Source organism: Paenibacillus ihumii (assembly GCF_001403875.1).
GTDB classification, from domain to species: domain Bacteria; phylum Bacillota; class Bacilli; order Paenibacillales; family Paenibacillaceae; genus Fontibacillus; species Fontibacillus ihumii.
The window spans coordinates 2,444,113-2,457,728 of record NZ_LN884299.1; the positions used below are offsets into that span (position 1 = coordinate 2,444,113).

Annotated in this window: 14 protein-coding genes and 2 riboswitches; of the genes, 7 read left to right on the forward strand and 7 right to left on the reverse strand. The window is 52.8% G+C overall.

What is annotated here, in order from left to right; translation table 11 throughout:
- The first annotated feature begins 127 nt into the window (after nucleotides 1–127).
- Nucleotides 128–1,963, forward strand: coding sequence for an ABC transporter substrate-binding protein (locus BN2762_RS18095; RefSeq protein WP_230202538.1), 1,836 nt, complete (start codon nucleotides 128–130; stop codon nucleotides 1,961–1,963).
- Between the two features lie 54 nt (nucleotides 1,964–2,017).
- Here BN2762_RS18095 and BN2762_RS18100 read toward each other — a convergent pair whose 3' ends face one another.
- Nucleotides 2,018–2,614 carry a nitroreductase family protein gene (locus BN2762_RS18100; protein ID WP_148499967.1) on the reverse strand — a complete coding sequence of 199 codons (597 nt, stop codon included), beginning with the start codon at nucleotides 2,612–2,614 and terminating at the stop codon, nucleotides 2,018–2,020.
- 196 nt (nucleotides 2,615–2,810) lie between these two features.
- Between BN2762_RS18100 and BN2762_RS18105 the strand changes: the two genes are divergently transcribed.
- Both BN2762_RS18105 and BN2762_RS18110 read left to right on the forward strand, forming a co-directional pair.
- Nucleotides 2,811–3,965 carry a DUF4062 domain-containing protein gene (locus BN2762_RS18105; protein WP_055108294.1) on the forward strand — a complete coding sequence of 385 codons (1,155 nt, stop codon included), beginning with the start codon at nucleotides 2,811–2,813 and terminating at the stop codon, nucleotides 3,963–3,965.
- Nucleotides 3,962–4,153 carry a hypothetical protein gene (locus BN2762_RS18110; RefSeq protein WP_055108295.1) on the forward strand — a complete coding sequence of 64 codons (192 nt, stop codon included), beginning with the start codon at nucleotides 3,962–3,964 and terminating at the stop codon, nucleotides 4,151–4,153. The genes BN2762_RS18105 and BN2762_RS18110 overlap by 4 nt, the downstream gene beginning before the upstream one ends.
- An 84-nt stretch (nucleotides 4,154–4,237) precedes the next feature.
- Here the strand turns inward: BN2762_RS18110 and BN2762_RS18115 are convergent, their stop codons facing one another.
- Both BN2762_RS18115 and BN2762_RS18120 read right to left on the reverse strand, forming a co-directional pair.
- Nucleotides 4,238–4,552: a DMT family transporter gene (locus BN2762_RS18115; RefSeq protein ID WP_055108296.1), complete on the reverse strand. Its 315-nt coding sequence runs from the start codon at nucleotides 4,550–4,552 to the stop codon at nucleotides 4,238–4,240.
- Between the two features lies 1 nt (nucleotide 4,553).
- Nucleotides 4,554–4,904, reverse strand: a complete 351-nt coding sequence (locus BN2762_RS18120; RefSeq protein WP_230202539.1) for a DMT family transporter — start codon at nucleotides 4,902–4,904, stop codon at nucleotides 4,554–4,556.
- Nucleotides 4,905–4,972: 68 nt separating this feature from the next.
- Nucleotides 4,973–5,078, reverse strand: a riboswitch (guanidine-I (ykkC/yxkD leader).
- Nucleotides 5,079–5,237: 159 nt separating this feature from the next.
- Between BN2762_RS18120 and namA the strand changes: the two genes are divergently transcribed.
- From namA to BN2762_RS18140, 4 genes are all read left to right on the forward strand, one after another.
- The gene (gene namA / locus BN2762_RS18125; protein WP_055108297.1) at nucleotides 5,238–6,254 is read left to right on the forward strand and encodes an NADPH dehydrogenase NamA; all 1,017 of its coding nucleotides are present in this window, start codon (nucleotides 5,238–5,240) and stop codon (nucleotides 6,252–6,254) included.
- Between the two features lie 31 nt (nucleotides 6,255–6,285).
- Entirely contained in the window at nucleotides 6,286–7,212 is a 927-nt protein-coding gene (locus BN2762_RS18130; RefSeq protein ID WP_055108298.1) for an oxidoreductase, read from the forward strand.
- 84 nt (nucleotides 7,213–7,296) lie between these two features.
- Nucleotides 7,297–7,992, forward strand: coding sequence for a futalosine hydrolase (locus tag BN2762_RS18135; RefSeq protein ID WP_055108299.1), 696 nt, complete (start codon nucleotides 7,297–7,299; stop codon nucleotides 7,990–7,992).
- Nucleotides 7,992–8,855: a 1,4-dihydroxy-6-naphtoate synthase gene (locus BN2762_RS18140; RefSeq protein WP_055110192.1), complete on the forward strand. Its 864-nt coding sequence runs from the start codon at nucleotides 7,992–7,994 to the stop codon at nucleotides 8,853–8,855. Before BN2762_RS18135 ends, BN2762_RS18140 begins: the two co-directional genes overlap by 1 nt.
- A 196-nt stretch (nucleotides 8,856–9,051) precedes the next feature.
- On the opposite strand, the gene BN2762_RS18145 is transcribed toward BN2762_RS18140, so the two are convergent.
- The 4 genes from BN2762_RS18145 to BN2762_RS18160 form a co-directional block, all read right to left on the reverse strand.
- Nucleotides 9,052–9,936 carry a radical SAM/SPASM domain-containing protein gene (locus BN2762_RS18145; protein ID WP_055108300.1) on the reverse strand — a complete coding sequence of 295 codons (885 nt, stop codon included), beginning with the start codon at nucleotides 9,934–9,936 and terminating at the stop codon, nucleotides 9,052–9,054.
- Between the two features lie 39 nt (nucleotides 9,937–9,975).
- Entirely contained in the window at nucleotides 9,976–10,461 is a 486-nt protein-coding gene (locus BN2762_RS18150; RefSeq protein WP_148500035.1) for a PCYCGC motif-containing (lipo)protein, read from the reverse strand.
- Between the two features lie 120 nt (nucleotides 10,462–10,581).
- Nucleotides 10,582–11,751: a bis-aminopropyl spermidine synthase family protein gene (locus BN2762_RS18155; RefSeq protein ID WP_055108302.1), complete on the reverse strand. Its 1,170-nt coding sequence runs from the start codon at nucleotides 11,749–11,751 to the stop codon at nucleotides 10,582–10,584.
- A 335-nt stretch (nucleotides 11,752–12,086) separates the two neighbouring features.
- On the reverse strand, nucleotides 12,087–13,391 hold the full coding sequence (locus BN2762_RS18160) for a voltage-gated chloride channel family protein (protein ID WP_055110194.1): 1,305 nt from the start codon (nucleotides 13,389–13,391) through the stop codon (nucleotides 12,087–12,089).
- A gap of 111 nt (nucleotides 13,392–13,502) precedes the next feature.
- Nucleotides 13,503–13,563: riboswitch (Fluoride riboswitch) on the reverse strand.
- Nucleotides 13,564–13,616 lie beyond the last annotated feature (53 nt).

Sequence of the window (13,616 nt, forward strand, 5' to 3'; positions counted from 1 at the left end):
CCTCAATCTTCCTAAGCCTTAATTCATTTCCATTATCATCTTCAAAAGCAGGAAGAAAAAGAGTACACTAATGAACAAGTAATTCCCCTTTTTATTGAGGAAGCGAATTTTAGGGCACAATGAGGTGATGGGTATGCTGACAGAGGAACGTTATTTGACATTGCTGAACGAATATATGGTGAAGGAACATCCGGCGGGCAGTTCCGGCACGGGCAAGGAAGTTACTTTAAAAGAGCTGACCAAGCTCTTTCATTGCACGGAGCGGAACGTCAAGCTCATCACACGCAAGCTCGAGGAGGAGAAGTTAATCGCCTGGCATCCCGGACGCGGACGCGGTCATCGCTCACGTCTCGAATTTCGCGTGCCTAGGGACGAATTTCTGCTCGAATATGCGAAGCGGCTTGCCGACAAAGGCGATTACCGGACCGTATTCGAAATTTTAAATCAGCATGAAGAGGACCAAGCCATACTCGAGCAATTCGTCAAGTGGCTCAATAGCCAGTTCGGCTGCAGCGAGGAGCCAATCTCCGGCACCGACTCCATCGATCTGTTCCGCCTGCCGGTATACCGCGCCCCGCTGACGCTCGATCCCGCCAATCTGTTCCACAGCTTTGACGCTCATCTTACACGACAAATATTCGATCGGCTCGTGCAATACGAATCCGATGAGAATTCAAAGGTGGTCCCGATGCTCGCTCATCATTGGGAGAGCAATGAGGACGGAACAGAATGGATTTTTCACCTCCGAAAAGGCGTCCGTTTCCACCACAAGCGCGAGCTGACGGCTCATGACGTCGTATTCACTTTCAATCGGCTTCGAGATCGATCGATAAACGATTGGCTGCTTTTTACGATGGACCGTATTGAGGCGCTGAACCCGATTACGGTCAAAATCGTCCTGAAGCAGCCCAATTGGCTGCTCCCGCGTATGCTCTGCTCCGCATGCGCCGCGATTTTGCCCGCAGATTTGGTCAGCGAGGATGAAGAGAAGTTCTGGGGGATGCCCATCGGCACGGGCGCTTTTCGGCTGACGCATTGGAGTTCGAACCTTATCACCCTTTCCGTGAACACCGAGTATTTCTTAGGAAGGGCCTACCTAGATGCAGTGAGCATCGTCATCCTTCCCGAGGAGATCCCCGGTTCTTCCAGACTGAGATGGGAGAAGCTGATCGACAACGAAGCACGGTTTCCAAGCAAACCGGAAAAGGATTGGAACCAAATCGAAGGCTTGTGGAAAAACTGCAGTCTGATTAGCTGGAACCGCAATAAACCCGGTCCGCAGCAATCCTTGTCCTTCCGTCAGGCCGTGAATCTCATTATGGATCGGAGGCAGCTCATTCAAGATGTGGAGCGAGGAGCTCCTGCCCGTGGTTTTTTGCCCCGTGAGGAACCCCTCGCCAGTAGCTCATTCAGGTATGACCGGGACGCCGCCCTGCAGTTGCTTCAGGAATCCGGCTATGACGGAACTCCCCTTGACCTGGTTACGACCGTTCATCAGAGCGAGGATGCCGGCTGGTTTGCGGAGCAATGCGCTTCGGTCGGCATAAATGTCCGGATAAATTATGTTGCAAGCAGCGTGTGTAATGACGAGGACATCGGCGCGGAAGCCGACTGCATATTGACCTGCCTTGCCTTCGCGGATGACGAAGTATGCCAGTTGGAAACTTACCTTCAAAGCCAAAGCTTTATTTATAACCATATGGAACACAACTTGCGCAAATGGATTTTTGGAATCATCGAGGAAATCCTGGCGACTGCGTCAATCGAGGCGCGCAGCGCTCTTTTTCAACAAATCGAGTTCCGGCTGCAGGACGAAGCTCAGTTCTTGTTTCTCGTTCACCGCAAAATCAATACCTATGTCCATCCCTCCATCCGTGGAATCGGCATCAACCGGCTGGGCTGGATGGATTTCAAGGACATCTGGTTAACCTCACCGGTCTCCGGTCAAAGTCTAAGCGGTTAAATGCTAAAAAGGGAAAGCATCCTTGGGACGCTTTCCCTTTTTATTATCACATTGTTATTTGAATACTTTCATGCGGCTCTCGATCGGGTTGAATGGCTTCTCTCCCGGCTCTGCCATCGGCTTGCCGAACGGCATTTGCGCAATCAGCTTCCAGGAAGCCGGAATGTTCCATTCGTTGCGGACCTTCTCGTCGATCAGCGGGTTGTAGTGCTGCAGCGTCGCGCCGATTCCTTCATTGGCAAGCGCCGTCCAGACCACGAATTGCAGCATTCCCGAGGATTGCTCAGACCATACCGGGAAGTTATCCTTATACAGGGCAAATTGCTCCTGAAGCCCTTGAATGACCTCTTGATCCTCAAAGAACAGTACAGTTCCGCGGCCGCTGCGGAATGCAGCCATCTTCTCTTCAGTTGGGGCGAAGCTGTCCGCCGGAACGATCTCTCTCAGTGTTTCTTTTGTGATATCCCACAGCTTATCATGCTGCTCATGGAACAGAACGACTACGCGCGAGCTTTGCGAGTTGAAGGACGAGGGCGTGTGCAGCACCGCTTCCGCTACGATTTCCTCCACGCGCTGGTCGGAAACAACCTCTTCCTTGCTGATCGCATAAATGCTGCGTCTAGCTTTGATTGCGTCTAAAAACTGGCTCATCATCCCAATCTCCTTTATCTTTTGATCTATTACTTACTTTTAATTAGTAACTCTGTTTTGTATATTACATGATAAAAATAAGAAATGCAATAGGAATAATTACTTAACCAAGTCTCCCTATTTCAACGCTATTCATTCCCCAATTTCTCGTTTATAATGGGAATAAAATCCAAACTGGGAGGGGGTGACTCCTGGCGTGGCAAGAACAAAGGTATTTATCAGCTCCGTAAACGAAGATGGATTAAAGCCCCTGCGCCGCGCTGCCTATCGCGAGCTGTCCTCCCTGGGGCATGAACCCTTGATGTGGGAAGAGAATTTAGGACCTTGGCCCTCCAATGCAGATCCGATCAGAAAGTGTCTCGAAGCCGTTGAGGAGTGCGATATTTACTTGCTGTTCCTTGGCAGTAAGGCTGGCACCTATGTTGCTGCATCGGGCATCACAATCACGCATTTGGAATTCATCAAGGCGCATGAGCAGGGCAAGCTTATTCTCGTTTTTGCGGATACAGAGATCAAATCCTTATTTTTTGGCGGAATCAAGCCCTACATCGATCAGCTGATCGACCAGCATATCCATGATCAGGAACAGTCCCCTTCCCCTTTACATATTATGGATTCCCTGAAGGCTAATCATACTATTCCTCCAAACATCGATCCCTATGTATGGTATTTCCTTTACGACATCACCCTCCGCAAAATATACATCGACGACATCTCGCTGGGCGTGCCTATCGATTGGAAAGCTTACTTCAGCGATTTGCTTCGCCGCGGCTCGCTGCTGATCCCCCTTGAGCAGTCCATCGCGCAGAACAGCTCCAGGCTGGAACAATTCGACGAAGCGGTTGAGCTGCTGTACCATCTCTTCCCCCAGCTTCGCATTGCCGGATGGCAGCAGCCCGAGGAGCTCCTGGAGACCATCCAGTCGCGTATGACCGGCGGCCGGATCGAGCACAGCTATGGTCCATACGTCGCGGAAACCGTCGGCTTCTATGGGGATTGCAGTGCAGCCACCTTGTATATCCAGGAGGAGGATCGTCTCCGCTTATTGGCCAAGGCAGGCCATGCGGCGGGAGCCGATATGTACAGGCTGGACGATCGCAGCTCATATAATGTGTTGACATACCTTATGGGGGATCATGAGGAGCAATTATTCTTCAAGGCCTCAAAGAATATGTTTTACTATTGCATGCGGATGGGCAGATTAGTATTGACTCTCCACTTCCCAGCCGCCCCCGATTGGGATTATAAGAAATTCATCCACTACAAAGAAGCGGCAAACGATGCTATAATTAGTAAAAATCCTTTAATGATCGAATTTATCAAGCTTATTCTAGGAGGGATGCAGTTGTGAGCACCGGAGTATTCGTCTCGAAGAACGGTAAAGTTACCGAAGCCGTAGGCACACAGCCCAAGGAAGCGCTGCTGTTCGCTCCTTCCAAGAAGACCTCCTCGCAGATTTTACGCGAGCAGCGTACCGCGATGAAGCGCAATAATCAACGGATCAAAGACCGCTTTAACGAAGCGACCAAGCGGGTCTGACCTCCTGTAATGCAAAGAAGCGGCCGGATTTCTCCAAACTGGAGATCCGGCCGCTTTTTTTAAATTCATATTCTGAGTGGCTCCTTAGGATATCAGCTTAAGCCCTACTGCTGCGCAAAGCACCATAGCTATGAACAGGATTCGTCTCCAATCCTTGGACTCCCCGTACAGCAGCATTCCCATAAGCGCGCTGCCGACGGTGCCGATCCCCGTCCAGACCGCATATGCCGTGCCCATGGCCAAAGTTTCCATCGCTATAGACAGAAGCAGAAAGCTGGCTGTGAACCCTCCGAACAGCAGCGCAAATGCTTTCCAATCTCTATGCTTGTTGATGCGGCTGATGCCCGCTACACCGATCACTTCGCCAATTCCCGCCAAGATAAGAATAAACCATGCCATCTTAGTGCACCCCCTGCTCGTCCTTTTCCTTGGTTACCAGCTTAAGTCCAGCCACTCCGCATATTAGAAGAATGATCAGCAGCAGCTTGGCCAGCCTGAACGGCTCGCCAAATACCAGCATTTCAAACAGTACCGTGCCTGAGGTTCCGATTCCCGTAAATACGGCATAAGCCGTACCGGTAGGCAGCTTCCGCGTCGACAGCACGAGCAAATACATGCTGACGAAGATCGCCACCACCGTCGCGAACCATGTCAGGACGTTATAGGAATGCTTCAGGCCGATAACCCAGCCAATCTCGAACGCCCCGGCGACCAGCACGAGCAGCCAGTAAAAATTCATCTTCCTATCCATGGAACTCATCCTCTCTCCGCTCTATCTTCCAGGCACACAAAAGCCCGGAAAGATATCGCTACATGATATCCTCCCGGGCTTTTGTCCCTCCGTGCCGCAGGATATTTCCTGCGTGTTCTCTCTTGGACCAGACCGGCTGCATTCGGCTGCCGCGGAACCCTAGAGAACAATTGTGATTCATATCATACAGGATTTTATGCTGAGGGTCAAGACTGCCAAGCGCGGCCTGTGCCCGTACTTGTCATCGCTTCCCGTATAGTCTAACATAGTTCCCAGAAGGAAATTTGCACCTTAATTCCTTCATACAAACCATACAGATAAAGGAGAGTAACTATGGCCCATACCCCTAAACTATTCTCACCATACACCATTAGAAATGTTACCTTAAAGAACCGGATCGTCATGTCGCCGATGTGCATGTACTCTTCCTATAACCGCGACGGCAAAGTCACTGACTGGCATCGCGTGCATTACCCGAGCCGGGCTGCCGGACAAGTAGGGTTAATTATGCTTGAAGCGACGGCTGTTGTACCGGAAGGCCGGATTTCTTATCAGGATCTCGGCATTTGGAGTGATGATCATATTGAGGGCTTGCAGGAAGTCGTCCGCCTGATCCACCACCACGATGCCAAGGCCGCGATTCAGCTCGCGCATGCCGGGAGAAAGGCCGAGCTGGAAGAGACCATTATCGCGCCTTCGGCCATCCCTTTTGAAGGAATGAAGACGCCCAAGGAAGCCTCCAAGGATGATATCGCCCATATTATCGCATCCTTCCGGGAAGCCGCGCGGCGTGCCAGAGAAGCCGGGTTCGACATCATCGAAATTCACGGCGCCCATGGCTACCTGATCAGCGAGTTCCTGTCCCCGCTCGCGAATAAGCGTACCGATGAATACGGCGGCAGTCTGGACAACCGTTACCGCCTGCTGCGCGAGATTATCGAAGCGGTGAAGACGGAATGGAACGGCCCGATCTTTGTGCGCATCTCCGCTAATGAGTATCACGAGGAAGGCAACCAGCTGGAGCAGTTCATCCAGTTCGCCGCCTATATGAAGGAGCAGGGGGTTGACCTGATCGATTGCAGCTCCGGCGGTGTCGTTCCGGCGGCCATTGACGTCTATCCAGGATACCAGGTCGATTTGGCCGATCAAATTCGCCATCAGGCCGGGATTGCTACAGGAGCCGTCGGCTTGATTTCCAGCGGGCTGCAGGCTGAAGAAATTCTCGGCAACGGGCGGGCCGATCTCGTCTTTATCGGCCGTGAGCTGCTGCGCAATCCGTATTGGCCGCTCAGTGCGGCGAAGGAGCTGCGCGCAGAGATCGAGCGTCCAGCGCAGTATCATCGTGCTTAACTCATTTTATGCGGTAAGGCGGTCATGAACCATGAAGAAATGGACGGCAGAGGACATTCCTGATTTGGCTGGGCGTACAGCTATCGTTACCGGTGCGAACGGAGGATTAGGCTATATCATTACAGAGGAGCTGGCGCGGAACGGAGCTCATGTCGTTATGGGCTGCCGTGACCAGAACAAGGGCATGCAAGCGGCCGATGCCCTGCGCTCGAAGCTCCAGGGAGCGAGCGTTGAAGTCGTTCAGCTCGATCTAGCGGATTTGTCCTCTGTTCGGACGTTTTCCAGCACCGTAGCGGATAAATACGATACACTCGATTTGCTTATTAACAACGCAGGGGTCATGGCGACCCCTCCGCGTAAAACGGCCGACGGCTTTGAGCTGCAGTTCGGCACAAACCATCTCGGCCATTTCGCGCTTACAGGACTTCTCTTCCCCCGGCTGGCTGCAAAGGCTGGCTCCAGAGTCGTTACCTTAAGCAGCATTGCGCACCGTTATGGCCGGATAAATTTCAGAGATCTTCAGCATGAGCGCAGCTATAGCCCCAACCTGGTGTACGGCCAGTCCAAGCTGGCCAATTTAATGTTCGCCCTGGAGCTGCAGCGGCGTATTCAGCAGGCAGGCCTGCACATGTGCAGCATCGCCGCCCACCCGGGCATCGCGGCTACGAACCTGTTCCAGGTCGGTCCGCAAATGAGCGGCAGCCGCTCGCAGCGACTGCTGTACGGCTGGATCACGCGCCGTTTGGCCCAGCCCGGGAGCATGGGCGCGCTTCCGGTATTATATGCGGCAACTTCTCCGGAGGCGCAGGGCGGACAATTCTACGGTCCTGACCGCTTCGGCATCAAGGGATACCCTGCCGTGGCCTCGGCATCGATTGCCGCGCGCAATGTGGACGTGGCCCGGCGCTTGTGGGAGATCTCCGAGCGGCTTACGGGCATCAGCTATCCGTTAAAGTAAATCAATAGTGTGCAGAAGTACGTACAGGTACGCTCAAGATTTACGGCATGAATGAATAGAGGTTTATAAGGAGTTGCACACAGTATGGATCACGATCATAAAGCCTTATCCCTTCCCCCCCGTTCTCCCCGAGTGCTTATCATGACTGCGGTTGACGCCGAAAGAGATGCGGTGCTGCGCGGATTAAACGGGGCAGCCGGATATGAGGTCATGCTCGCGGGAGTCGGCCCGATCGCCGCTGCGGCGAATACGGCAGCCATTCTCGCCACATCCTCCGGATCAGCAGCGTACGATTTGGTGATCAGCGCCGGGATCGGAGGGGGATTTACAGGCATTGCGGACATCGGCTCCGTCGTCATCGCTACGGATATAATCGCTGCCGATTTGGGCGCGGAGTCACCCGAGGGCTTCCTCAGCCTGGATCGGCTCGGCTTCGGTTCCTCCAGGCTGAAGGCTGATGCCGAGCTGGCGGAGCGCTGGGCCGGGGCTGCTCTGGCAGCCGGCATACCCGCCTGCGCAGCGCCTGTTCTGACATTATCGACCGTCACAGGGACGGCAGCCACGGCGAAGGAGCTCAGCCTCCGCATCCCAGGGGCTGCTGCGGAAGCGATGGAAGGCTACGGCGTGGCATTAGCGGCGAATCATCTTAAGCTGCCCGTGCTGGAGATAAGGGCCATCTCTAATCCAGTCGGCCCGCGCCAGCGCGAGCTGTGGAAAATCAGCGATGCCCTGACAGCCCTGGAACGAGCCTGTTCCTTATTACCGGAGGTACTGCAATGATGAACATAGCTTTTTCTCCTTGTCCTAATGATACATTCGTATTTCACGCCTGGGCTCATGGCCTCATTATCGGAGCGCCAGAGCTGAACATTACTTACGCAGATATCGACATAACGAACGGTCTTGCCGCTAGCGGCAAAGGACCTGATATACTGAAAATATCTTATGCTGCCCTGCCTTGGGCGCTTGAAGAATACGCCCTTATTCCGTGCGGAGGGGCACTCGGCCGCGGCTGCGGGCCGCTCGTGCTGACGGCCGGAGAGCAGGCCGCTCCTGGAGCAGGACCGAATGCAGCACAGCCTGATCCAGCTCAGCTATCCGGTAAGCGCGTAGCTGTGCCGAGCGAGCGCTCCACCGCCTACCTGCTGTTCCGCTTATGGGCAGCTCAGGCCGTCCCCGGCGGCGTAGGCGAAATCGTCGTGCTGCCCTTCGATCAGATCATGCCCGCGGTTCGCGACGGCGAGGTTGACGCAGGGCTCGTCATCCATGAAGCCCGCTTCACTTATCCGGCGTACGGCTTGAAGCTAATGCGGGACCTCGGCAGCTGGTGGGAGGAGGATACCGGCCTGCCGATTCCGCTTGGCGCTATTATCGCTAGACGCTCGCTTGACCTGGAGGCCATTGCCACATGGACGCGGCAATCCGTGCAATATGCCTGGGCTCACCCGGATGCGTCACGCCAATACGTCATGAGCCATGCCCAAGAAATGTCCCCGGAAGTCACCGAAGCCCATATCAATCTGTATGTGAACCGATATACGGAATCGCTGGGCGAGGACGGTTACGCCGCTATTACCGCCCTGCTTAGCCGGGCAGCCCGCGAAGGTCTGGTTCCAGAGGTTCCATCGGACCTGCTGCGATAGAACAGCAAAAAGAGCCGAGCTCCCGAATGCAGATAAAGCATTTAGGGAGGCCTCGGCTCTTTTGTTGTTCCTGTTGTCATCATCTATCAGGCATGTGCCGGGCTTAAGCACCGCATGCGCTTAATGAGCAGTGCCGGATTCATGAACCGTACGCGCTAAGGAGCAGTGGCGCATGGAGAAGCACCGGACGATATGCTTAGGCCCGGCCCCCAAACCGCTTCCGGTAGCCGCATTTGCGGCATAGCTCCTCCACGGCGGTCCGGCGCGAGAAGCCCTCATACAAACGGGTCGCCCGCTCCCCCTCAATAATTTCAGAGAACGGCGTCTTATAGACATTGCCTAGATTAATCACGCCTTCTCCATCTAGGCAGCACGGAATAACCGTTCCATCCACAAGGATGCCCGCTTGATTCCGCAGCGCATGGCAGAAGCCATGGCCGTCGTCCTCCTCCGCGCGCAAATCGGGCCAGTCGAACTCATGATCCTGATTCAGGTATATCCGGTCAGCCAGCTTGATTCCGCCTCCCGGAACAACTCTTTCCTCGATTTGATAATCCAGCCCGAACTCCTTCTCGATCATTTCCAGAGTGGCCCGGTTGCGGCTCCGCTGCAAATTGGTTTCGTTGCTCTTGTCCAGGTTCCACAGCCGGAACGAAACGATCAGATCCGAGGTGCTAACCGCTTCTCTTACAAAAGCCAATATATTCTCGATATATCCTTCACGATCCGTCGAGCCCTCATGCCCGTCGAAGCTGTGCAGCGAGAAATTCATTTGTCTTAGCGCCGGCTTGTTGATAATTTTGGGCCAGGCCTTGCGAATCAGCGTGCCATTCGTCGTAATATTTACTTTGAAGCCCTTCTCATGACTCAAATCCAGCAGCTGGTCAATTTTGGGATGCAGCAGCGGCTCACCCTTAACGTGAAAATAAATATAGTCCGTGTGAGGCTTCACTTCATCCAGCACCTTTGCGAATTCCTCGACCTTGATGAACTGGGATTTCCGTTCAGTCGGCGGGCAAAAGCTGCAAGCCAAATTGCAAATGCTGGTCGTTTCAATATAGAACTTTTTGAATTTTTTCATTTTCGTTTGATTCCTACTGTCATAATTATTTACGCATGATTATAGCGGTAACGGCGTATCCGTCGGCTTGGCATAGCCCTCGCGGTATTTCTCGTCAATGAATGTACGGATCTCCCCGGCCGCTTTTCCTCCCTGCTTCATCTGAATTGACTCCACAGCGATTTCCAGGCAGACGTTGCATTTCGTGCCATGATCATCCCAGACGATCGAGCCGTCCTCCTTTACCTCATGAATGAAGCAGTCCCGGTTGCTGCGATGGCCTGCCGAATCCCCGCAGCCGCAGTAGCAGGGCATGCCGTCCAGCAGCTCAGGGTACTCGCTGACCGCTCGATATACGAGCACAATATTCTCGTGCTGACCGTCCAAAAAGGAGGGCAATACCTCCTTGCCTGCCGTCAGCTCCTGCACATCCCCGCTAGCCGTAATATGTAATGCACTATGCGCATGGTTCGCTTCATCCCCGCTCTTATTTGCGCTGCCTCCGCAGGCGGATAAGGAGAGCAATAGCAGAGCAGACGCCAGCATCGTGGCAAACGCTTGTCTCACTTTTCAGAATCCTCCATTCATTTTGAAAAATATGATTTACATCACTTCCTCGCTAGCTCTATTCTATCTCAAAACCTTGGAAAACACCTAACGCAAGTTTTAGATTTCTTCTTTGCTCATTAATTTGAACGTGCTGTTACTGCAGCTGGGACAGCCTGCGTTTTTTAGCGCTTCGATCGTCTGATACTCCCCGTCCATTCCTACCCGGATGATCTCAGTGCATTGCAAGCAACAGTATGTTCTCCGAGTACGCTTTACCTCGCCCGTGTATAACGCATCTGTAAAGCTGTCCGTATATTCGGGTGCCGTATGATCCGTAGTTTTAAGAATCATCATTTGGCTTCGATTGGCTATCATTTCAGCTCCTTCATACTCATTGAAATGGAGTAGCGTACTGCCGACAGTAAGCCCCATCCGCACGAATTCCCTTTGCATGGCCAGCATGAAGTCAGGTGACTTATGCGCGAAGGACAGGAAAATTGGCAAGCCCTTCTCCTTGCGCAATGCGCTGATTCCCCGCGAGAGGAATAAGCTGGCTCCTTGAAGCGTATAGGGCGGATCTGTAAAGAAAGCATCGAACTGCCCGCACAAATCGGAGGGTAATGGTTCGCGTAAATCCACTAGTCGGCAGGTAATCGGCAGGTTCTCCCGCTCTGCGATCATTCGGATATAATCCAGGAAACGATCATCAATATCGACAACTTCAATTTCTGCTTTTGCCTCGCTGCTTCCCGGAAACAGCTGCTTCAGCAAAAAACCAAGCGACACACTCACAAGATCATCATCGCCGACGCACAGTATCCGTTTGCCGATTACTGCATGATTGCGCAAAGCAAGAATCGCCCTGCGCAAACTCGTTTCAGGCGTGCATTTGGATTGATCGATCTGCACGTTAACCTGGGGCCGGGTATTAAAAATTTCTCTCCATCCGTGCCATTCCCTCTCCTGAGTGAGCTCTTGAAGCTCCAGCCCTTCCCTCATGAATCTCCTGTACAAGCTCCGGTCGATATCCTGATAGCCTCCCGCCTGCTCAATGCATCTCCTGCCAGTGCTGGTGCAGTCCACACCTCTATCCTGCTTAAGAATCCTTGCCCGGATCAGCTCCTTCTTGATGGCTGCCGCCACAGGAATCGGCAGCATTTGCCGGCGCGCCAATTCTTTCGTAGATATACCGGGGTTCATGTAACATTCTATCAGCATTTGCTCGATGATTCCGGGGCCTTCCTGAAGCTTGACCTTGGCATAGATTTCCTTCACTACATCCTTCATTCCCATTCCCTCTTTTCTTGTTTTGGATAACAAAAAAAGGGCAGAAAATGAACATTAGCGTTCATCTTCTACCCTTGAATACCCGCGATATATCAAAAAAGGCCATGCGGAGTGCACGGCCAGAATCGCAGTGATTGGATTTGGTCGATGTCCTATGTTCTTAACTAATCGAGTCCTTCCAAATTAACATGGACAAACAAACCGCCTAATTGGCAGCTTTTGATCCAGGCCCTGGAATTGAACTCTATCCAATTAATTAGTTAAGAACTCCCACAAACACAAAGACATCCCCTAGGATTAAATTTACTAAATTATAACATCCCTTTCATTGCATTTCAATCCCTGGGACGACGGGATTTCAACATGCTCCTTCTGCTGCCGAGCCTTGTATCCGGCGGAATGCTTAGCAGCGAGCTCTTGGAGGCGCCGATCTGCTGCGAGCTATAAATGCCGCTGTGGCCGGAGAAGACATAGCTGACAAGACAGGCTATGAATAGATACACGGCACCTTCCGAGCCGAACAGCTCAATGCCCATGATGAAACAGGCGATCGGCGTATTGGCTGCCCCGCAAAATACCGCGATAAATCCGAGCGCGGCCAGAAAGGGCGCATACAGTTGAAGCCACCCGGACAGAGTGTGCCCCAGGCTTGCCCCAATCGCAAAGAGCGGCGTCACCTCTCCACCTTGAAAGCCCGAGCCCAGCGTCACCGAAGTGAACAGCAGCTTGCCAAGGAAAGCAAACGGAGATACCCCCTCTCCAAATGAATCCTCGATCAACGGCAGGCCTAGCCCCAAATAATCCCGAGTTCCGGCCAAATAGACCATGGCGATAATGAGACAGCCGCCGACTGCGCTTTTTAACACCGGATTTGCAAATAAGCGACTAAACCCTCTTTTTAAATAATGGGTCAGCTCGCTGAACAACAGACTGGTCCACCCAAATAAGATGGAGGCGAAAGCCACCTTAAGCAGCACCATGCCAGATAAAGCCGGGATTTGCCCTATATCATAAATATGATGCTGCACGCCCCATAGCCCTGTAGTCACCAAATGTCCTACGAAGCTTGCGGCAAAGCAAGGGATAAGCGCGCGATAGCTGATTACACCGAGCACGGCCACCTCTAACCCGAACATCGTTCCCGCCAGCGGCGTTCCGAATACGGAGCCGAAGCCTCCGCTTATCCCGCACATTAACAAAATTCGGCGATCCTGCGCATCCAGCCTGACCAGCCTGCCGAACCAGTCCGCCAAGCTTCCCCCCATTTGCACGGCGGTTCCCTCCCGTCCAGCCGAGCCTCCGAGCAAATGTGTCGTTAGGGTTCCAAACAGTACAAGCGGAGCCATGCGAAGCGGAATTCTTTCATTTCCGCTTTGGATTTGCTCCAAAATCAGATTATTGCCCTGGGCGCTGCTTTTGCCCCACTTCATGTAGGCATAGCTTACCAAGGCTCCCCCGGCGGGCAGCAGCCATAGCAGCCAGGGCTGTGCTGACCGCCATTGGGTAACGGTATCGAGACTGATTAGAAAAATGGCAGAAGCCGTGCCAGTTAGCAATCCGACAACGCTGCCAATTATTATCCATTTCAGGAATGAGCCGGGAAAGGCGGCAGCAGTTCTAATTGCTCCGGCCCATTTCATTTTTTGATTTCCGCTGTTAGGTAAGGTTTCGTGATCGGACTTCAACTCCAAGCCTCCTGCGTGAATTTATTGCCGATGAACAAAAACTCCTACCAGTGCATAACAAAATAAGCACTGGTAGGAGTCATCAGCCTGTTCGGCGGTTATGGCGAACTCCATCGCCTTATCATCAATATGATTACGTCGAAATTATTGTATATCAATTATACTATCTGCGTCAATTCC